General features: G+C 61.1%; 19 protein-coding genes. 8 read left to right on the plus strand and 11 right to left on the minus strand.

The features are described 5' to 3' along the window. Positions 1 to 35: 35 nt before the first annotated feature. The 7 genes from HX899_RS34235 to HX899_RS34265 all read right to left on the minus strand — a co-directional run bounded on the left by HX899_RS34235 (position 36) and on the right by HX899_RS34265 (position 6,804). Entirely contained in the window at positions 36 to 647 is a 612-nt protein-coding gene (locus HX899_RS34235; RefSeq protein WP_181294504.1) for a riboflavin synthase, read from the minus strand. Beyond that, a complete protein-coding gene (ribD, locus tag HX899_RS34240; RefSeq protein ID WP_181294505.1) occupies positions 647 to 1,996 on the minus strand; it encodes a bifunctional diaminohydroxyphosphoribosylaminopyrimidine deaminase/5-amino-6-(5-phosphoribosylamino)uracil reductase RibD in 1,350 nt (449 codons plus the stop codon). Before ribD ends, HX899_RS34235 begins: the two co-directional genes overlap by 1 nt. Positions 1,997 to 1,999: 3 nt before the next feature. Continuing rightward, entirely contained in the window at positions 2,000 to 2,476 is a 477-nt protein-coding gene (gene nrdR, locus HX899_RS34245; protein WP_003547190.1) for a transcriptional regulator NrdR, read from the minus strand. 9 nt (positions 2,477 to 2,485) lie between these two features. Next, complete coding sequence (gene glyA, locus HX899_RS34250; RefSeq protein ID WP_020049415.1) at positions 2,486 to 3,784, minus strand: serine hydroxymethyltransferase; 1,299 nt, start codon at positions 3,782 to 3,784, stop codon at positions 2,486 to 2,488. A 191-nt stretch (positions 3,785 to 3,975) separates the two neighbouring features. Next, a complete protein-coding gene (locus HX899_RS34255; RefSeq protein WP_012756884.1) occupies positions 3,976 to 5,277 on the minus strand; it encodes a murein L,D-transpeptidase in 1,302 nt (433 codons plus the stop codon). Positions 5,278 to 5,722: 445 nt separating this feature from the next. Beyond that, positions 5,723 to 6,238: a transcriptional regulator LdtR gene (gene ldtR, locus HX899_RS34260; protein WP_003547156.1), complete on the minus strand. Its 516-nt coding sequence runs from the start codon at positions 6,236 to 6,238 to the stop codon at positions 5,723 to 5,725. Positions 6,239 to 6,366: 128 nt separating this feature from the next. Further along, complete coding sequence (locus tag HX899_RS34265) at positions 6,367 to 6,804, minus strand: DUF6163 family protein (RefSeq protein ID WP_064653904.1); 438 nt, start codon at positions 6,802 to 6,804, stop codon at positions 6,367 to 6,369. Positions 6,805 to 7,032: 228 nt separating this feature from the next. Between HX899_RS34265 and hemB the strand changes: the two genes are divergently transcribed. The 6 genes from hemB (at position 7,033) to HX899_RS34295 (ending at position 11,336) form a co-directional block, all read left to right on the plus strand. After that, on the plus strand, positions 7,033 to 8,046 hold the full coding sequence (gene hemB, locus HX899_RS34270) for a porphobilinogen synthase (protein WP_138328319.1): 1,014 nt from the start codon (positions 7,033 to 7,035) through the stop codon (positions 8,044 to 8,046). A gap of 281 nt (positions 8,047 to 8,327) precedes the next feature. Beyond that, entirely contained in the window at positions 8,328 to 8,786 is a 459-nt protein-coding gene (locus HX899_RS34275) for an RDD family protein (protein ID WP_003547150.1), read from the plus strand. Between the two features lie 217 nt (positions 8,787 to 9,003). Further along, positions 9,004 to 9,780 (plus strand): arginyltransferase, encoded by a 777-nt coding sequence (locus tag HX899_RS34280; protein ID WP_003558295.1) that lies wholly within the window; start codon positions 9,004 to 9,006, stop codon positions 9,778 to 9,780. Further along, positions 9,781 to 10,668, plus strand: coding sequence for a DMT family transporter (locus HX899_RS34285; protein WP_138328321.1), 888 nt, complete (start codon positions 9,781 to 9,783; stop codon positions 10,666 to 10,668). Between the two features lie 57 nt (positions 10,669 to 10,725). Further along, positions 10,726 to 10,947, plus strand: a complete 222-nt coding sequence (locus HX899_RS34290) for an AbrB/MazE/SpoVT family DNA-binding domain-containing protein (protein WP_018070513.1) — start codon at positions 10,726 to 10,728, stop codon at positions 10,945 to 10,947. Further along, entirely contained in the window at positions 10,944 to 11,336 is a 393-nt protein-coding gene (locus HX899_RS34295) for a type II toxin-antitoxin system death-on-curing family toxin (RefSeq protein WP_181294506.1), read from the plus strand. The genes HX899_RS34290 and HX899_RS34295 overlap by 4 nt, the downstream gene beginning before the upstream one ends. Here HX899_RS34295 and HX899_RS34300 read toward each other — a convergent pair. After that, a complete protein-coding gene (locus HX899_RS34300) occupies positions 11,326 to 11,784 on the minus strand; it encodes an SRPBCC domain-containing protein (protein WP_138328323.1) in 459 nt (152 codons plus the stop codon). The genes HX899_RS34295 and HX899_RS34300 overlap by 11 nt on opposite strands. Before the next feature lie 257 nt (positions 11,785 to 12,041). Continuing rightward, on the minus strand, positions 12,042 to 14,297 hold the full coding sequence (parC, locus tag HX899_RS34305; RefSeq protein WP_181294507.1) for a DNA topoisomerase IV subunit A: 2,256 nt from the start codon (positions 14,295 to 14,297) through the stop codon (positions 12,042 to 12,044). Positions 14,298 to 14,532: 235 nt separating this feature from the next. Between parC and HX899_RS34310 the strand changes: the two genes are divergently transcribed. After that, positions 14,533 to 15,720 carry a DUF945 domain-containing protein gene (locus HX899_RS34310; protein WP_138387599.1) on the plus strand — a complete coding sequence of 396 codons (1,188 nt, stop codon included), beginning with the start codon at positions 14,533 to 14,535 and terminating at the stop codon, positions 15,718 to 15,720. Between the two features lie 58 nt (positions 15,721 to 15,778). On the opposite strand, the gene HX899_RS34315 is transcribed toward HX899_RS34310, so the two are convergent. Further along, complete coding sequence (locus tag HX899_RS34315) at positions 15,779 to 16,420, minus strand: TetR/AcrR family transcriptional regulator (protein ID WP_138328326.1); 642 nt, start codon at positions 16,418 to 16,420, stop codon at positions 15,779 to 15,781. Between the two features lie 66 nt (positions 16,421 to 16,486). Between HX899_RS34315 and HX899_RS34320 the strand changes: the two genes are divergently transcribed. Next, entirely contained in the window at positions 16,487 to 17,653 is a 1,167-nt protein-coding gene (locus HX899_RS34320; RefSeq protein WP_138387600.1) for a serine hydrolase, read from the plus strand. A gap of 63 nt (positions 17,654 to 17,716) precedes the next feature. Here the strand turns inward: HX899_RS34320 and aspS are convergent, their stop codons facing one another. Then, positions 17,717 to 19,507 carry an aspartate--tRNA ligase gene (gene aspS / locus HX899_RS34325; RefSeq protein ID WP_181294508.1) on the minus strand — a complete coding sequence of 597 codons (1,791 nt, stop codon included), beginning with the start codon at positions 19,505 to 19,507 and terminating at the stop codon, positions 17,717 to 17,719.

The following is a 19,507-nucleotide window of genomic DNA, read 5'->3' on the forward strand; positions in this document are numbered from 1 at the left end:
TGGTGTGCCCCTGGAAACCGTTACAGATTTTTGATTCAGGTGCTCGGGAATTCAGCCAGCCGGGCGGCGTAACGCGCCATGGTGTCGACTTCGAAATTGACGAAATCGCCGGTCTTGCGATCGCCCCAGGTGGTGACCTCGAGCGTGTGGCGGATGAGCAGCACGTCGAAATCCGTGCCATCGACGGCATTGACCGTCAGCGAGGTGCCGTCGAGTGCGATCGAACCCTTGGGGGCGACGAATTTCGCCAGATGTTCGGGCGCGCGCAGGCGGTAGCGCGTGGCGTCGCCCTCTGCCGTCACAGAGAGAATTTCCGCCTTGCCGTCGACATGGCCGGAAACGATGTGGCCGCCGAGTTCATCACCGATCTTCAGCGACCGTTCGAGATTGATGCGGCTGCCCTCCTGCCAGGCGCCGATCGTCGTCAGCCGCAGCGCCTCTTCCCAGGCCTCGACCTCGAACCAGCGGCCATTGCTGCCTTCCTGCGGCAGGCCGGTGACGGTGAGGCAGATGCCGGAGTGAGAGATGGATGCGCCCATATCGATGGTCGCCGGGTCGTAACTCGTCGCAACGCGGAGCTTGACGCCCTCCTTCAGCGGCGAAACGGATTCAATCGTACCGATATCGGTGACTATTCCGGTGAACATCAAAGCCTTCTTTCGTATTCGTCCAGGCGATCTTCGCCGAACATCCGCGTGCCCGTATGGGCAAAACCCGATGGTATGTCGGTTTTCTGCAGCGGGGATTCAATACCGCGCTCGCCGATGACAACAGGCGCCTGATAAAGCTGGATGCGGTCGACGAGGCCAGCCTCGAGGAAAAGCCGCGCCGTCTTTGCACCGCCCTCGACCAGGAGCGAGGAAATACCGCGCGTCGCGAGTGCCGGCAACAGGACTTCCGGATGATAGGGATTGCAATGGACGACCTCGACGCCGGCGGCTTCGAGGGCTGCGCGGCGGGAGTCCATGTCGGTGGCGTCGGCGGGTAGGTTACCCCCCTCTGCCCTGCCGGGCATCTCCCCCACAAGGGGGGAGATTGGATCGGAGCCAGCGCCCTGCGCTGCATTTACCGAAGGCGATTTATTGCTAACAGAAACGGGGGAATTCGGACCGCGCTCCTTGCCCATCTCCCCCCTTGTGGGGGGTCCGAAGGACGGGTCGAGACCCGTGGCTCGACCCCGGTAGTCCGACAGGGCAGAGGGGGGCAACCCCTCCGCATCCGCCGACAAAGGCCACACTTCCTCACTCGCCACCACGATGATCGGCACTTGCCGCGCCGTCTCGACGAGCTTGCTGGTCAATGGCAAAGCCAGCGAGGGATCAAGTACGATGCGGATCGGCGATTGCGATTCAAGACCTGGCGAACGCACAGTCAGCAGCGGATCATCCGCAATCGCGGTACCGATGCCGACCAGAATCGCATCGGTTTCGGCGCGCAACGCCTGCACCTGGGCGCGGGCGAGCGGGCCGGTGATGGCCACCTGCCCCTCCCCTTGACGGCCGATCATGCCATCGGCGGAAACGGCAAGCTTGAGAGTCACATAGGGCCGGTTCTTCGTCTGGCGGGTGAGATAGGCGGCAAGCGAATGCCGGCCTTCCGCCTCCAGCACGCCGGCATCCACCTCTATGCCGGCTTCGCGCAGCATCGCGATGCCGCGGCCGGAGACACGCGGATCGGGATCGGTGACGCTGATCACGACGCGGGCAACGCCATAGGCGATCAGCGCCTCGGAACAGGGCGGCGTCCTGCCGTGGTGCGAGCAGGGTTCGAGCGTCACATAGGCGGTGGCGCCGCGGGCGAGCGCGCCGGCTTCAGCGAGTGCCTGCGTCTCGGCATGCGGGCGGCCACTGAGCGCCGTCACCGCACGGCCGACGATGACGCCGTCCCTGACGATCAGGCAGCCGACGGAGGGGTTGGTGGCGGTGCGGCCAAGATGCCAGCGCGACAGGCGGATCGCCGCCGCCATGAAACGTTCGTCATGCGGCGTGATGCTCATGGCTCACCTGTCCAGCGGGTCGCGGGCGATCTTGGCGTTGATTTCGGAAATGACCTTCTCGAAATCCTCGGCAAGCGAGAAATCCCGATAGACCGAGGCGTAGCGCACGAAGCCGACATCATCGAGGCTCTTCATGGCTTCCAGCACCTGCAGGCCGATCTGTTCGGAGGAGATCTCGGTCTCGCCGGAACTTTCAAGCCGGCGGACGATACCGGAGACGGCGCGCTCGATGCGATCGCGCTCGACCGGGCGTTTACGCAGCGCCACCTCGAAAGAGCGCACCAACTTGTCGCGGTCGAAGGGCACCTTGCGGCCGGTCTTCTTGATGACCATCAGCTCGCGCAGCTGCACACGCTCGAACGTGGTGAAGCGGCCGCCGCAATCCGGGCAGATGCGCCGCCGGCGGATGGACGTGTTGTCCTCCGCCGGGCGCGAATCCTTGACCTGGGTATCTTCCGAACCGCAATAGGGGCAGCGCATCCCTACTCCTTATCCCATGTAGCCGTACATGGGGAAGCGGTCGGTGAGGCTGACCACCTTGCCGCGCACAGCGGCTTCGACGGCGGCGTTGCCTTCATCGGAATTGGCGACCTTCAGACCGTCGAGGACCTCGACGATCAGATTGCCGATCTCGCGGAATTCCGCTTCCTTGAAGCCGCGGGTCGTGCCGGCCGGCGCGCCGAGGCGCACACCCGACGTGACGAAGGGCTTTTCCGGATCGAAGGGAATGCCGTTCTTGTTGCAGGTGACGTAGGCGCGGCCGAGAGCTGCCTCGGCGCGCTTGCCGGTGGCATTCTTCTTGCGCAGGTCGACCAGCATCAGGTGGTTGTCGGTGCCGCCGGAGACGACGTCGAGGCCGCCGGCGACAAGCGTTTCAGCCAGTGCCTTGGCATTCTTGACGACCTGTGCGGCATAATCCTTGAATTCCGGCTGCAGCGCCTCGCCGAAGGCAACGGCCTTGGCGGCGATGATGTGCATCAGCGGGCCACCCTGCAGACCGGGGAAAACGGCCGAATTGAACTTCTTCGCCAGATCCTCGTCATTGGTGAGGATGACGCCGCCGCGCGGGCCGCGCAGCGACTTGTGGGTCGTCGTCGTCGCGACATGGCAATGCGGGAATGGCGACGGATGAACCCCACCGGCAACGAGGCCGGCAATATGGGCCATGTCGACCATCAGGTAGGCGCCAACCGAGTCGGCGATCTCGCGGAAGCGCTTCCAGTCCCAGATGCGGGAATAAGCAGTGCCGCCGGCGATGATGAGCTTCGGCTTGGTTTCCTCGGCCTTGCGGGCGACCTCATCCATGTCGAGCAGGTTGTCGCCTTCGCGCACGCCGTAGGAGACGACGTTGAACCATTTGCCGGACATGTTGACCGGCGAACCATGCGTGAGGTGGCCGCCCGAATTCAGGTCGAGCCCCATGAAGGTATCACCCGGCTGCAGCAGCGCCAGGAACACGGCCTGGTTCATCTGCGAGCCGGAATTCGGCTGAACGTTGGCGAAATTGACGCCGAACAGCTTCTTGGCGCGCTCGATCGCCAGTTCCTCAGCGATATCGACGAATTGGCAGCCGCCGTAATAACGCTTGCCGGGATAACCCTCGGCATATTTGTTGGTCATGATGGAGCCCTGGGCTTCCAGCACGGCGCGGGAGACGATGTTCTCAGAAGCGATCAGTTCGATCTCGTGCCGTTGGCGACCGAGTTCCTTTCCGATCGCGCCGAAAATGTCCGGATCGACGTCCGCAAGCGAGCGATTGAAGAAGGATTCGGTGGAAGCATTGGTCATGGGCGGGCTCCTCAACTGGAATGCGCTGAGGTATTAGCCTTCCGCCGTGGCGAGGGCAATACGAAGAACGACATTTGCTGAGCAAAGCGCGCGCTCACGCTCTTTTGCGGTCGCGCCGCGCAGCATCTCCGACATAAAAAAACCGCGCCGGAAAAAGCGCGGTTTTCAAATAGCAATGCAGAGGTCGCCGCTTACTGGACCGGCTGTTCCATTCCCGCCGTGGTGTCGAGCGCCAGCTCCGCATTGCCGTCCATCTGATAGATGTCGTCGCGGAACTGGACGATGCCGTCGGGCATGCCCCAGGCGGAGATGTAGACGAAATAGACCGGAACTTCCGTGGCGAGCTTGACCGGCGTGTTGACGCCGGTTGCGATCACCTGCTCCATCTGCTGGCGGTTCCAGCCGGGTGTCTCGCGCAAGAGCCAGTTCGACAAGTCGCGCACGTTCTGAACGCGGACGCAGCCCGACGATTCAAAGCGCATCAGCTTGTTGAACAGGCCCTGCTGCGGCGTGTCGTGCATATATTCGCCGTTCTTGTTGTAGAAGTTGATCTTCGTCGACGCCATGGCGTTGGTCTTGCCGGGGTCCTGACGGAACATCAGGTTCGGCGCCTCGCCGTTCCAGTCGATGGTCTCGGGGGCGACTTCGTTGCCCTTTCCGTCGAGCAGACGAATGGCATTCTTTTCGAGATAAGTCGGATCCTTGCGCATCAACGGCATGATGTCCTTCTCGACGATCGAGCGCGGCGCAGTCCAATAAGGATTGAGGATGACCTCGTAAATCTTCGAATTGACGAGATGCGTCGGGCGGCTCAAGCGGCCGACAACCGCTGTGTGGCGCGTCGCGACGCTGCCGTCTTCAACAGCCTCCACATAGGCAGCCGGGATGTTGACCATCAGGTGACGGCGGCCCAAGTCTTCAGGGAAGGTCTGCAGACGGACGACATTGGTGTTCAGCTGCTGCAGGCGGACATCGGCGGGGATGTTCATCGCCTTCAGCGTGAATTCGCCGAGAACGCCATCGGCCGGCAGGCCGTGACGCGCCTGGAAGCGCTTGACGGCGCCGTCGACATAGGAATCGAAGGCGTTGGACAGGCCGGCCTCGCGCGGCAGATCGCCGGTGATCGCGAGACGCTGGCGCAGCGCCTGAACGGCGGGAGAGCTGACGCCGAGCTGCAGACGCTGGTCACCGGGATTGACCTCAGGCCAGCCACCGGCTGCGGCGATCTGCTGATACTGCATGATTGCCTGCTGGGCGCTTGCGACCGATTGGGGCCCAAGGATCGGCGTGTTGGAAACCATGGCGGTCGCCGTGCGCGACGCCGCCTTGGCGTCGAACTGGTCGTCCCAGTTGCCGCGGCGCGGCGCGTTGATCAGCGTATCGAGCGCCGATTGCGCGAATGCCGGCGCGGCAAGCGCGCTGGCGCCAACCGTTGCCGCGGACGCAAGGAAGGCGCGGCGCGAGAGAGCTTCAATTCCGTTTTTCTTCGACATAGTCCCAACCACTGAATGCCGCTATAAAGAGAACCTGCGGCCTTTTGCGATATCACTGCGCTTTAACGCAGATCCCAGTCCATTCGTTGTCCGGCGCATCAAAAAATTCCGCTTGCCCCATCACAAGATTGCGATGCGGCAGCCTGAACATTCCTGATCGGTCTATTGAAAGCGCCGGTTGTTAAGCCTTCCGCTGCCACACCAATATGGCCAATTCGTGTTGCCGGGCCGGAAGACGGACTTGCCGACTGCGGGAAACAGGACACAACGAACCATATGACGGGGTAAAGCGTGCCGGTTAATAACGGCTAAAAAACGGCTTGAATACCGGGCTTTGCGCTTGCCTGCCATGCGTTGCAAAGATGCCACGCGAGAGCAAACGGCAAAAACCGGACGCGCAGGGACGCATCCGGTTTTGATCAACCCTGAAATGAGGTCAGGGGTCTCAGAGGCGATACAGGATCTGGTCGTTCCAGAAACGGTCCAGGCGCTGGAGCAGTTTGTTCATCTGCGTGAACTCGTCGGTGCCGATGCCGCCGACCTTGTCGATCGAGGCGATGTGGCGTTCGTAGAGCTTGGCCACCGTTTCGGCGATGTCCTGGCCGGTTTCGGTCAGGCTGATGCGGACCGAGCGGCGGTCGATGCGCGAGCGCTGGTGGTTGATGAAGCCGAGATCGACCAACTTCTTGACGTTGTAGGAGACGTTGGAGCCGAGATAGTAGCCACGCGAGCGCAGCTCGCCGGCGGTCAGCTCGGAATTGCCGATGTTGAAAAGGAGCAGCGCCTGGATGGCGTTGACATCGCTGCGACCCTGGCGGTCGAATTCGTCCTTGATGACGTCGAGAAGACGACGGTGCAGACGTTCAACGAGATGAAGGGATTCCATGTAAAGATCACGGATGTCGTGGTCCTGCTGGTCACGGAAGGTCGATACCGCCTGCGGCTTGATTTTCGTGTTCATGTTAACTGCCTCACTGTTTGTTTGGCGGTGTGTTTTCTTCCCGCCTTGAGTGAGACCCTATCGAATACATATAAAATTCGACTTAAACCGCAGGCTTAACGGAGCCTTACCGGTAACTCCACGTTGTCTCAGGGTAAATCAACACTTACCTGGCGGCGATGCCGGCGCTTTTCCAGCCAGAGCAGCAGGCGGAAAATCAAGTAGACCACGGCGACAATGACATGCAGCAGGATGATCAACTGGTTGGGGCCGAAAATATTCGGCAGCAGGCCATACATGAGGATTTGTCCGCCGGCGGCCAGCACCCAGATGACCGGTCCCCAGGAGACGGTGAGCCAGAGGCCGAGGGAGGCGACGGGGAAGAGCACGGCGAGGCTGGTGCTCGCCACTTTCCATGGCAGGCTCAAAAGATCGAAGCGGCCGGCGCCGACCAGCGAATAGCCGACGAGCATGGCCCAATATTGCAGGCCGAACCAGAAGCAGGATAAGGCAACCAGTCTCAAGAAGAGAATGAAGAGGATATCCGCCAGTGTGCGTTTCGGTATCGTCGGGGATTCGGTTTCCATAGCGCAGACATCGGTTTGGGGTTGCATCTTCGCAAAAGCGCTGCGCGTCGGACAAGACGCGCTAAGGACGCTCTATAACATTGCGTTTGCGCATTACCTCGAAAATCGATTCCAGATTCGGGATTATGCGCCACCGGTTTTCCGCCGCGGCCAATCGTCCGGTTTGGATTTTCCAGGCGCCATGATAATGAGCGCTCCGATAAATGGAATGGGCCAGGGACAGATATCATGCAGGACAGGACTCATCTCGTCGACGAGATCACCGGCCATCGCCGCATGCGGCGCAACCGCAAGGCGGATTGGACACGCCGGCTGGTGCAGGAGAACCGGCTGACGGTCGACGACCTGATCTGGCCGATCTTCATCGTGCCAGGTTCCGGCATCATCGATCCGATCCCGGCCATGCCGGGCGTCAACCGGATGAGCATAGACAAGGCCGTCGAAGCCGCGCGGGAAGCGGCCGGCCTCGGCATTCCGGCCCTTGCCACCTTTCCGAATATCGAGATGGAGCTGCGCGACGAGACCGGCTCCAACAGCCTCGAAGCCAACAACCTGATCAATCAGGCGACGGCGGCGATCAAGAAGGCGGTGCCTAATATCGGTATCATTACCGATGTCGCGCTCGATCCCTTCACCAGCCACGGCCATGACGGCATTCTCAGAGGCGGCGAGATCGTCAATGACGAGACGGTCGACCAGGTGGCACGCGCCGCCGTGATGCAGGCAGATGCCGGCGCCGATATCATCGCGCCGTCTGAGATGATGGATGGACGCATCGGCGCGATCCGCATGGCGCTCGATGCGGCCGGCCACCAGAGCGTCGGCATCATGAGCTATGCGACGAAATTCGCCTCCGCCTTCTACGGTCCCTATCGCGAGGCGATCTCGACGGGCGGGCTGCTGAAAGGCGACAAGAAGACCTATTATATCGACCCCGCCAACGGCACCGAAGCAATCCGCGACGCGGCCCTCGACGTCGAGGAAGGCGCCGACATGCTGATGGTCAAGCCCGGCCTGCCCTATCTCGATATCTGCTGGCGGATGAAGGAGGCCTTTGGCCTGCCGACCTTCGCCTACCAGGTGTCCGGCGAATATACGCAGATCAAGGCGGCGGCGATGAATGGCTGGATCGATGGCGAACGGGCGATGCTCGAAACGCTGCTGTCGTTCAAGCGGGCGGGATGCGACGGTGTCCTCACCTATTTTGCGGTCGAAGTGGCGAAAATTCTCGCAAAGCGGTGACTGCATAATTCCTTAAATCGGAATCGATTTAAGGATAAAATTATGCAGCGATTCAAAGTGCTACAGCGTCCTTTGCGCATCTCAAAAGACGCGCGGCGCTGTAGTGCATGATGCCGAAAAGTGTCCGCGGTTTTCGGACGACATCATGCTCCATTTCTTTGATTTAGATGCGGGTGGCTTTAGGCCGATCCGGCCTAAAACCACCCGCATCTGGGGCTGATTATTGCATTTTGCCCTGCCGATACCATATCAGCGGCATCGCTTTTCCTGAGGAGATTGAGATGAGCTACAACCCCAATCCGCTTTATGCCGCACCGGAGGACTGGCGCGCCTATAGCGGCGTGTTGAGCCGCCGGGTCTTCGCCTTCATCCTCGATTACGTCATCGTGGCGCTGCTCTGCATTCCCGCGGCGATCGTGCTGTTCTTCCTGTCGATCGTTACGCTGGGGCTTGGCTTCTTTCTCTACCCTGCCCTCTTCGTCATCGTCGCCGGCATTTACTTCGGCCTGACGGTGGGCGGGCCGAGCCAGGCCTCGCTCGGCATGCGCGCCATGGGGATCGCAATCGTGCGCGTCGATGGACGGCCGATGGATTTCATGACAGCGATCGTGCATCTGGCACTGTTCTGGATCCTCAACTCGGTGCTGACGCCGCTCATTCTGCTCGCCGGCCTGTTTATCGAACGCAGCCGTCTCGTTCACGACCTGCTGGTCGGCACGGCGACGGTGCGCACGGCCTGAGACTTTGGCTGAGACCTTGGCTGAAATCCTAACTGCGATCCCGGGCGGAGACGAAATAAAGTCTCCGCCTTCTCTTTGCCGGCGGGCGCCAGCGCTCCATATCTAAAATTAGAAGACTGATATGAAGGGCGAAAAGCGCCCCGCTGTTGACGTTTTTTATTCTTAGGTCATGCTGTCAGGAAACGGCACGGTCTCGACAAGGAAATTTCCGCGACAAATGAATACGCAGACGACGCCATCACCGCAGTTTTATCTGACGGCCCCGGCTGCGTGTCCGTACCTGCCGCATGAGATGGAGCGCAAGGTGTTCACCCATCTGGTCGGCCCGCGCGCCGCCGAGATGAACGACATCCTGACGCAGGGCGGTTTCCGCCGCTCGCAGAACATCGCTTATCGCCCGGCCTGCGAATCCTGTCGCGCATGCGTTTCCGTGCGAATTCTCGCCCAGGAATTCGAGCCGACGAAATCAATGAAGCGGGTGCTTGCCGAGAATTCCGACGTCATCGCCACCGAATTCGCAGCCCAGCCTTCCAGCGAGCAATATTCGCTGTTCCGACGCTATCTCGATTTTCGCCACCAGCAGGGCGGCATGTCCGACATGACCGTGCTCGACTATGCAATCATGGTGGAAGACACACACGTGAATACGAGAATCATCGAATACCGCCGGCGCGAAGAAGGCTCCGGACTGGAGCAGCGTCCGAAGGGCGAGCTGCTTGCCGCCGCCCTCACCGATACGATGAGCGACGGGTTGTCGATGGTCTATTCCTATTTCAATCCGGCGCTTGAGCGGCGTTCGCTCGGCACCTTCATGATTCTCGATCATGTCCGGCGCACAAAAGCTCTGGGACTGCCGCATGTCTACCTCGGCTACTGGGTTCAAGGGTCGCGGAAAATGGACTACAAGACGCGCTTCCAGCCGCAGGAGCATCTGACCCCGCGCGGCTGGGAACGCTTCGATCCCTCGTCCATGCCCGAGAGCACCCACGACTGAATGTTCCCCACCGCACTTTCCGACCATCGGAAGGGCCTGCTGCTGACGGCGATCGGCGGGCTGGCGCTTTCCGTGGATATCCCCCTGATGAGGCTCGCTGACGGCGAGCTTTGGTCGATCCTTGCCGCGAGAAGCATCGCGACCCTTGGCGTGACGCTGCTGGTGGCAACGGCGCTCAGGATCGCCAAGGGGCGATGGCCAGTGCTCGTGCCGGGCTGGCCGGGCCTCGTCACCGGTCTGCTTTACGGCCTGACCACGGTGGTCTTCCTTCTCGCCGTTTTCAACACGTCGACAGCCAATGTCGTTTTTATCGTCGCCTTCAATCCGATGTTCGCCGCGCTTCTTTCCTGGATTTTCCTCAAGGAGCGGCCGGCGCTGGCAACGCTGATCGCCATGGCGGCGATGATCTTCGGCGTCGGCCTGATCGTCCGGGACGGGCTTTCGGGCGGCCATCTCTTCGGCGATACCATGGCGCTACTTACCGCCTTCATCATTGCCGCCGCCATCACCATCAGCCGCGCCTCTCGCCGGGAGATGGGCTTCGTCTCGCTGCTTTCGACGGTGCTGCCGGCGGCGGTCGGCCTGATCTCGGTCATGCCGGCAGGCGGTTTTTCGATCGAGCATCCGGCCTGGATCCTCTTCAACGGCGCGGTGATGATGCCACTTGCCTTCTGGTGCCTGGCGACCGGGCCGCGTTACCTCTCCGCGCCGGAGGTGGGCATGTTCTACCTGCTCGAAACCGTGCTCGCACCGATCTGGGTCTGGCTGATCTTTGCGGAAACACCGGCGCCGATGACGCTGGTCGGCGGCGGCATCCTGGTGGCGGCGATCGCAGCCCATTCCGTCTGGATCGTGCGGAGGAAAAGCATCGTTCAAATGGCAGGCTAGGACGTTGTCACCTGCTCGACCTCATGTTATAACTCCGTTACCACAGAGGACAAAACGATGAACGTCACAATCCGCAAGATCGGAAATTCCGAGGGTGTAATCATCCCTAAAGAGGTGCTGCAGCGGTTGGGCCTGAGCAGCGGCGACAGCCTGGAACTGCGAGAGATCGAGGGTAATATTCAGCTTGTACCGGAATCGGCCGATCTTGCCGAGCAAATGCGGGCAGCCCGCATCGGCATGGAAAAATATCGGGTGGCGCTCCGCGAACTCGCGAAATGATACGGCTTAAGTGGCTAAGCCGCCAAGCAATTGAAAATATGCACGATGAGCAAATTGCCGAGCATGGCGGTCTGGCTGGCCTGCGGGATGCCAATGCATTGGAAACCAGCTTGGCACGCCCGCTTAACAAGGCTGCATACGGCGAGACAGACATCTTCGTACTCGCCGCAGCCTATCTCTATGCCATTGTCAAAAACCACCCATTCGTGGATGAAAACAAGCGTACCGGCTATCTCGCGGCGTTTACCTTTCTCTACATCAACCGCTACGTCATCAATGCCGACAACGCGCAGGTCATTGCATTTGTACTAGACGTAGCCGCCGGCGAGATCGACGAAGAAGGTGCAACCCGCTTCCTGCGGGATTTCAGCATACCCCTCAGCCCGTAGCCTTGAACTGCTGCTGCTCCAATTCCCTGCCAAGACCTTCGACCACATGCGCCCAGCCTTGCCGGGTCTTTTCCTCGTGTTCGGCCCATTCGGCGCACATTTCATGGGTCAGCGTCAAACGGCTGCCTCCGCCGAGAGGCTCGATGTTGATTTCGACACGATCGCAATTGTGGTCATGCTCCTCGACGGAGAAACTGAAGACCATACGTTGCGGGCGCTTCAGTTCCAGGAAGACGCCCTGGTGAAAGGCGTCGCCGGTCGGGCGGCGGTCGACGACGAAGAAACGGCCGCCGACATGCGGATCGATTTCGGCGCGAATGACATGACCGTCATCGGTCGCAAACAGGAAGCGGCGGGCGATTTCGGGGTTGAGCCAGGCGTCGTACACGGCAGCGGGCGGCACCCTATAGGTGTGGCTGACATGCAGTTTGATGGTGCTGGCGGGCATCGATTTTCCTCCGTTAAGGGCGCGCGCACTTTCCCCAAGCACACGGGCCGCGGCCATTCCGTCCGCCTCGGAGCCGGCCTGTTCATATTTTTGGTAACAGGGAAGAGATAGAGGAGTTGTCGCGCCCGCCAAGAGTCGGGCGCGGAATTTACTGGATAATTCCTTCGAACAGAATCGATTGAAGGATAAATTATCCGGCAATTCAAAGTGTTACAGCGTCTTTGCGCGTCTGAAAGGACGCGGGACGCTGTTATGCTTTAGCCGGCGAATTTGCCGCTACGCGGGAAACCCTTCGGCACAGTGCGGCCGGCGGTGGCGCGATCGGCCAGCCACTCGGCAAGCTCGTCCTTGTTCTTCGTGAAGGTGCGGCCGGCGCTGTCTTCCCAGATGAGGCCGTCCGATATCGCGAAGCAGCGGACGTCGGAAATGCCGCCATCCTTGTAACGCTGCAGGCGTACGCCCTTGCCGCGCGACATTTCCGGCACCTGCGCCAGCGGGAAGACCAGCAGTTTGCGGTTTTCGCCGACGACGGCGACATGGTCGCCGCTGACGGGCACGAGCAGCTGTGTTTCCTCGGGCAGCCCGACGTTCATGATCTGCTTGCCCTTGCGGGTATTGGCGACCAGCTCGGCTTCGGGAACGACGAAGCCGTTGCCGGCGGTCGAGACGATCAGCTGCTTGCGCGAGGGATCATGGACGAAAGCGGTCAGCACCGCCTGGTCGTTATCCATATCGACGATGATGCGCAGCGGCTCGCCGTGACCGCGGCCGCCCGGCAGCTTGTCACCGCCGAGCGTAAAGGCCTTGCCGCCGGTGGTGACGATCAGGATCTTGTCCGTGGTCTGCGCCGGGAAGGCGATCTTCAAGCCGTCGCCCTCCTTGAAGGTCAGCGCCGCCGTATCGGCGATATGGCCCTTCAACGCGCGGATCCAGCCCTTTTCGGAAATGACGACGGTGATCGGTTCCTTCTCGATCATCGCCTGCTGGATTGCTTCCTCGTCGGTCTCGGGCGCGTCGGCAAACTGGGTGCGGCGCCGGCCGACCTCGGTCGCCTTGGCAAATTTCTTCTTCACTTCGCCGATTTCCCAGGCGACCATCTGCCACTGCTTGTCGTCGGAGGCAAGCAGCGCTTCGATCTCGCCCTTCTCCTTGGTGAGTTCGGCGAATTCCTTGCGGATCTCGAACTCTTCCAGCTTGCGCAAGGCGCGCAACCGCATATTGAGGATGGCCTCGACCTGATTATCGGTGAGATCCCAGCGCGCCATCATCACCGGCTTCGGCTCGTCCTCCTCGCGGATGATGCGGATGACCTCATCGATGTTGAGGTAGGCGACCAACAGGCCGCTGAGGATTTCGAGGCGTCTGTCGATCGCCGCCAGACGGAAGCGCGAACGGCGCTGCAGAACTTCACGGCGGTGGTCCAGCCACTCCTTCAACACCTCGTTCAGCGCCATGACCCGCGGGATGCGGCCCATGGAGAGCACGTTCATGTTGAGCGGGAAACGGCTTTCGAGTTCCGTCAGCTTGAACATCGATTCCATCAGGATCGTCGGATCGACGCTGCGGCTCTTCGGCACCAGCACGACACGAATGTCTTCGGCCGATTCGTCGCGAATATCCTCCAGCAGCGGCAGCTTGCGGGCGATGAGCAGCTCGGCGATTTTCTCGATCAGCCGCGATTTCTGCACCTGGAAGGGAATTTCGGTAATGACGATCTGGTAACCGCCGCGGCCGAGATCTTCCGTCTGCCATTTCGCCCGCACGCGGAAACCGCCGCGCCCGGTGCGGTAGCTCTCGATGATGCTGTCGCGGTTGTCGATGATGATGCCGCCGGTGGGGAAATCCGGGCCGGGAATGAATTCGACCAGCTTTTCGACGGTCGCATCGGGATGTTTGATCAGATGCAGGGCGGCGTCGCATAGCTCGTGGGCATTGTGCGACGGGATCGAGGTTGCCATGCCGACGGCGATGCCGGAGGAGCCGTTGGCGAGCAGGTTCGGGAAGGCGCCGGGAAGGACGACCGGCTCGGTATTCGATTCGTCATAAGTATCACGGAAATCGACGGCATCCTGATCGATGCCTTCGAGCAGCAGTTCCGAGACCGCCGTCATCTTCGATTCGGTGTAACGCATGGCGGCGGGGCTATCGCCGTCGATATTGCCGAAATTGCCCTGGCCGTTGACCAGCGTGTAGCGCTGCGAAAAATCCTGGGCGAGACGAGCAAGCGCATCGTAGATCGACTGGTCGCCGTGCGGATGGTAGTTACCCATCACTTCGCCGACGATCTTGGCGCATTTCCTGAAGGCTGTATTCGGCCTCAGCCCCATCTCGTTCATCGCATAGACGATGCGGCGGTGAACGGGCTTCAGCCCGTCGCGCACGTCAGGCAAAGCGCGGTGCATGATGGTCGACAGCGCATAGGCAAGGTAACGCTGCTCGAGCGCCGCCTTGAGGTCGACCGGCTGGATGTGATCGTCGTCTCCGCCTGAAGGCGGCAAAATCTCTTGTCCCATAGGTTCTGACTAGCTCAGAAGAGGCCGGCGGGCAAGGAATCGGGGCCATTGCAGCTGTGGATGAAGTCTTGGGACCGACATCAAAGGATGAGACAAACGCTCCGCCCCAATTTGGACTTCGTTTGCCGTTCCTCTCAACAAAAATTTAGAGGTCGGCAAATATAAAGCAGGCCCAATCCGTAGTAGCGTCACTGCAGATTTCCAACCGCCACCACGCCACCAGAGGAATCACCCCATGAATTTTTACCGGACAACGCGGCTGATGCTATCGAGCGCAGCCTTTTTATCGCTTGCCGGCTCGGCTTTCGCTCTCGACGGCGCCGATCTGCTGAAGAAGCTCAATGCCGCCTATGCCGCACAAGGCGGAACGATTTCGGCTGACAGCGTCGATATCGACGGCACGACCGCGACGCTGAAGAATGTCAGCGTCAAATCGGCCGGCGGCGAAAGCCTGGCCGTTGGCGAAGTCACCCTTTCCGGCGTCGAAGAAGACGAGGATGGCGGCTATTACATCGAAGAGGCCGCCTTCCCCGACATCAACACCACGAAAGACGGCGTCACGGTCACGGCGCAGGAGCTGACGCTCGGCGGCATCTCGATCCCGGCAACGCCGGGCGGCGACACGCTCGATACCATGATGCTCTACGAAACTGCCCATACCGGCCCACTGAAGGTGGTCAAGGATGGGGCGGAATTGTTCTCGGTGCTCGAAAGCGACGTCAACCTGACGCTGCGCGAAGACGAATCCGGCTTCGATTTCGACGGCGCCTTCAAAAGCATGAAGGCCGATCTCAGCAAGGCTGAGGATCCGCAGAGCAAGGACGCGATCGAGAAGCTGGCCCTGCAGCACATCCAGGGCGACATCACCATGAAGGGCGCCTGGGAACTGGCCCCCGGCACGATCGACATTTCGGAATTCGCCTTCGACTTCACCAACATCGGCAAGCTGAACCTTGGCTTCAAGATCTCGGGCTACACGATGGCCTTCGTGAAGTCGCTGCAGGATGCGATGAAGCAATCTGAAACCAGTGCGAACAAGGAAGAATCGCAGCAGGCGCTCGGTCTTGCCATGCTCGGCCTGATGCAGCAGCTGTCCTTCGAGGCCGCGCAGGTGCGCTTCGAAGATGCCTCGATCACCAAGCGCGCGCTCGATTATGCCGGTTCGCAGCAGAACATGTCGGGCAAGCAGATGGCGGATTCACTGAAGGCGATGACGCCGATCATGCTGGCGCAGCTCAATATCCCGGAACTGCAGAACGCCGTTTCGGCTGCCGTCAACACCTTCCTCGACGATCCGAAGAGCCTGACTGTCAAGGCAGCTCCTGAAAAGCCGGTACCGTTCCCGACGATCGTGGGCGCCGCCATGGGCGCTCCGAACACGCTGCCGCAGGTGCTCGGCGTCAAGGTTACCGCCAACGACTAATCGCTTCGATCTCGCGACGAAAGGCCCGGCAGTAGTGAACTGCCGGGCCTTTTCGTTTTCAGGCGCGATGACGGGCGACCTCGGCGATGGCGAGGACTGCGATATCAAGCAATTCCTCTAGAGATGCGCCGTCCCTCGCCTGCACCGACATGCCCTGGATGATGGCACCAAGGAACCGTGCAAGCGCGCGGGGGTTCGTCTCTGGCTTCATGTCGCCCTCGCGGATGCCACGCTCGATCCTCGCCGTGAAAGCGTCCAGCGACCGACGGCGCATCGCTGCGACATGATCGGCGATCACCTCGTTCTCGCTGGCGCAGTTCAGCACAGCCGTCGAGATCATGCAGCCTTTCGGATGCTCTGGAGCCGAGAAAATCGCCGCCGAACCCCGCAATATGCGCTCGAAGGCGGAGACGGTATCGATCGGCTCGCCGAGCGCGGAAAACGTATCGGAGCCCAGCCCTCGGTATTGCTCCAACGCGGCGCGGTAAAGATCGGCCTTCGAGTTGAAGGCGGCATAAAGGCTTTGCGGCGTGATGCCCATGGCGGCGGTGAGATCGGCGATCGAGGCGCCCTCGTATCCATGCGCCCAGAATGTCTCGCGCGCCGCCGACAGCACCGTCTCGCGGTCGAAGGCCGGCGGACGGCCGCGGCGGCGGGCGGTAGATTTTTCCACGTCTCGGCTATTTTTCACAATGATCACTCTAGAAATTTGAAGCGGCTTTCTATATTCAGGAACGGTCATTGTGATTATAGAAGGTTTAATCTGATGAGTCTTCCCCTTGAAATGGCAGACGCCGACAGGAATTCATCGCTTGCAGCTGCAGTCGATGCGGCCATCACAAGTGCTCTCGACGACAAACGGCTTGTGGGAGCGGTGGTGCTTATCGCCCGTGACGGAGAGATCGTCCATCGCCGCGCCGCCGGCCTTGCCGACCGCGAATATGGTCTAGCGATGCGCGAGAACACCATTTTCAGGCTTGCCTCCATCACCAAGCCGATCGTCACCATCGCCGCGATGCGGCTCGTCGAGCAGGGAAAAATCGGGCTGGACGACACGGTGACGAGGTGGCTGCCGGACTTCCGACCGAGGCTGCCTGACGGCAGCGAAGCGATCATTCGCATCCGCCACCTGCTGACCCATACGTCCGGCCTCAGCTACAGCTTCTTCGAAGGGGACGATGCTTATGCCCGCGCCGGCGTTTCCGACGGCCTCGACGAACCGGGACTGCCGCTGGCCGAGAACCTGCGGCGGATCGCCAGCGCGCCACTGCGCTTCGCGCCGGGCAGCGACTGGCAATATTCCGTTGCCATGGATGTTCTGGGCGGCGTCATCGAGGCGGAAACCGGCGTGCCGCTGGGCGAGGCCATCGCTGATCTGGTGACGAAACCGCTTGGACTTGCCGATACCGCGTTTTCGGTTCGCGACCGCAGCCGGCTGGCAGCGGCCTATATGGACGCTTCACCCGAACCGGCGCTGATGGGCGAGACTGCGCTGGTGATGTCGCTGATGGGTCCCATCCGCTTCGCGCCGAACCGCATCTTCGACCCCACCTCCTATCATTCTGGCGGCGCCGGCATGGCGGGAACGGCGGGTGATATCCTGGCCATACTCGAAACCATCCGTAGGGGCGGCGCACCGCTGCTCTCGACCGAAACCGTAGGGATGATGATGACGGACCAGGCCGACGGCCAGCGCCAGCAGCACGAACCCGGCTCCGGCTTTGGCTTCGGCTGGTCAGTCATCACCAATCCGGCCGAGGCAGGCGTCCCCTTCCCCGAGGGCACGCTGAAATGGGGCGGCGTCTACGGCCATAGCTGGTTCATCGATCCGGTCAACGGGCTGACCGTCGTTGCGCTGACCAACACGACGCTGGAAGGCATGTGGGGCAAGTTCACAGTCGATCTTCGCGAAGCAATCTACGCGGCATTGTGAGCGACCGAACCAACAGAAAAGCCCGGCGATTTGCCGGGCTTTTGCATTCGGGATCAGACGATCTCAGTCTTTCTTGACCGGCGGGATCGGCCGGATCGAGAGTTCGCGCAGCTGTGTCGGCGCTGCCGGGCTCGGCGCGCCCATCAGCAGGTCCTGGGCCTGCTGGTTCATCGGGAACAGCGAGATTTCGCGCAGGTTCTTCGCGCCGACGAGCAGCATGACGATACGGTCGATGCCGAAGGCGGCGCCACCATGCGGGGGCGCGCCGTACTGGAAGGCGCGGTAGAGGCCGCCGAAACGATCCTCGACATCCTGCTGGCTGAGGCCGACCTTCTCGAAGGCGGCGACCATGGTTTCCGGCGACTGGTTGCGGATCGAGCCCGAGGCGATTTCGAAGCCGTTGCAGACGGCGTCATACTGGAACGCCTTGATGGTCAGCAGATCCTGGTTCTGAAGCGCATCGAGGCCGCCCTGCGGCATGGAGAAGGGGTTGTGGGCGAAATCGACCTTCTTTTCTTCCTCGCTCCATTCGAAGAACGGGAAGTCGACGATCCAGCACAGTTCGAAACGGTCGCGATCGACAAGGTTCAGCTCTTCGCCGGCCTTGGTGCGGGCTTCACCGGCAAACTTGTAGAACTTCGCCGGATCGCCGGCAACGAAGAAGCAGGCGTCACCGTCATCGAGGCCGAGCTGGGTACGGATCGCGTCGGTGCGCTCCTCGCCGATGTTCTTTGCAAGCGGGCCGGCGCCCTCGAGCTTGTCACCTTCCTTGCGCCAGAAGATGTAGCCGAGGCCAGGCTGACCGGTCGACTGCGCCCAGGCATTCATGCGATCGCAGAACGCTCTTGAACCGCCGGTCTTGGCCGGAATAGCCCAGATCTCGACCTTCGGGTTGGAGGCGATCATGCCCGCGAAAACCTTGAAGCCCGAGCCGGCAAAATGCTCGGTCACGGCCTGCATGACGATCGGGTTGCGCAGATCGGGCTTGTCGGAGCCATATTTGCGAATCGCTTCGTCATAGGGGATGCGCGGCCATTCCTTGGTGACCGGCTTGCCTTCGGCGAATTCCTCGAAGATCGAGGTCATCAGCGGGCCCATCGTGTTCCAGACGTCTTCCTGGGTGACGAAGCTCATTTCGAGGTCGAGCTGGTAGAATTCGCCCGGCAGGCGATCGGCGCGCGGGTCTTCATCGCGGAAGCACGGCGCGATCTGGAAGTAACGGTCGAAGCCGGCAACCATCAGCAGCTGCTTGTACTGCTGCGGCGCCTGCGGCAGCGCGTAGAAAGTGCCGGGATGGATGCGCGACGGCACGAGGAAGTCGCGCGCGCCTTCCGGCGAGGAGGCCGTCAGGATCGGCGTCGTATATTCGGTGAAGCCGACATTGCTCATTTCGCGGCGCATGGCCGAGATGACCTGGGTGCGCTTGACGATGTTCCGGTGCAGCGTTTCGCGGCGAAGATCGAGGAAACGATACTTCAGGCGGACGTCTTCGGGATAGTCCGGCTCGCCGAAGACCGGCAGCGGCAATTCCTTGGCGGCGGAGAGGACTTCGATCTCCTGTGCGTAGAGCTCGATTTCGCCGGTCGCCATGGTCTTGTTGACCGTGTCTTCGGTACGGGCCTTGACGAGGCCGTCAATACGGATGACCCATTCGCCGCGCACGGTTTCCGCCATCTTGAAGGCCGGGCTGTCGGGATCGGCAACGACCTGGGTGATGCCGTAATGGTCGCGAAGATCGATGAAGAGAACGCCGCCATGGTCGCGAACGCGGTGAACCCAGCCGGAGATACGGACGGTCGAGCCGACATCCGACTTGCGGAGGGCGGCGCATGTGTGGCTGCGATAGCGATGCAT

The sequence above is a fragment of the Rhizobium sp. WYCCWR 11146 genome (assembly GCF_013591995.1).
Taxonomy (GTDB): Bacteria; Pseudomonadota; Alphaproteobacteria; order Rhizobiales; family Rhizobiaceae; genus Rhizobium; species Rhizobium indicum.

Bases quoted from the DNA above. Each gene is read 5' to 3' on its own strand.
- HX899_RS34310 (WP_138387599.1), top strand. From the start codon at position 14,533: ATGAATTTTTACCGGACAACGCGGCTGATGCTATCGAGCGCAGCCTTT.
- HX899_RS34320 (WP_138387600.1), top strand. From the start codon at position 16,487: ATGAGTCTTCCCCTTGAAATGGCAGACGCCGACAGGAATTCATCGCTT.
- HX899_RS34280 (WP_003558295.1), top strand. From the start codon at position 9,004: ATGAATACGCAGACGACGCCATCACCGCAGTTTTATCTGACGGCCCCG.
- nrdR (WP_003547190.1), bottom strand. From the start codon at position 2,476: ATGCGCTGCCCCTATTGCGGTTCGGAAGATACCCAGGTCAAGGATTCG.
- HX899_RS34275 (WP_003547150.1), top strand. From the start codon at position 8,328: ATGAGCTACAACCCCAATCCGCTTTATGCCGCACCGGAGGACTGGCGC.
- HX899_RS34290 (WP_018070513.1), top strand. From the start codon at position 10,726: ATGAACGTCACAATCCGCAAGATCGGAAATTCCGAGGGTGTAATCATC.
- HX899_RS34285 (WP_138328321.1), top strand. From the start codon at position 9,781: ATGTTCCCCACCGCACTTTCCGACCATCGGAAGGGCCTGCTGCTGACG.
- HX899_RS34235 (WP_181294504.1), bottom strand. From the start codon at position 647: ATGTTCACCGGAATAGTCACCGATATCGGTACGATTGAATCCGTTTCG.
- hemB (WP_138328319.1), top strand. From the start codon at position 7,033: ATGCAGGACAGGACTCATCTCGTCGACGAGATCACCGGCCATCGCCGC.
- glyA (WP_020049415.1), bottom strand. From the start codon at position 3,784: ATGACCAATGCTTCCACCGAATCCTTCTTCAATCGCTCGCTTGCGGAC.
- HX899_RS34255 (WP_012756884.1), bottom strand. From the start codon at position 5,277: ATGTCGAAGAAAAACGGAATTGAAGCTCTCTCGCGCCGCGCCTTCCTT.
- aspS (WP_181294508.1), bottom strand. From the start codon at position 19,507: ATGCATCGCTATCGCAGCCACACATGCGCCGCCCTCCGCAAGTCGGAT.
- ribD (WP_181294505.1), bottom strand. From the start codon at position 1,996: ATGAGCATCACGCCGCATGACGAACGTTTCATGGCGGCGGCGATCCGC.
- HX899_RS34265 (WP_064653904.1), bottom strand. From the start codon at position 6,804: ATGGAAACCGAATCCCCGACGATACCGAAACGCACACTGGCGGATATC.
- parC (WP_181294507.1), bottom strand. From the start codon at position 14,297: ATGGGACAAGAGATTTTGCCGCCTTCAGGCGGAGACGACGATCACATC.
- HX899_RS34300 (WP_138328323.1), bottom strand. From the start codon at position 11,784: ATGCCCGCCAGCACCATCAAACTGCATGTCAGCCACACCTATAGGGTG.
- ldtR (WP_003547156.1), bottom strand. From the start codon at position 6,238: ATGAACACGAAAATCAAGCCGCAGGCGGTATCGACCTTCCGTGACCAG.
- HX899_RS34295 (WP_181294506.1), top strand. From the start codon at position 10,944: ATGATACGGCTTAAGTGGCTAAGCCGCCAAGCAATTGAAAATATGCAC.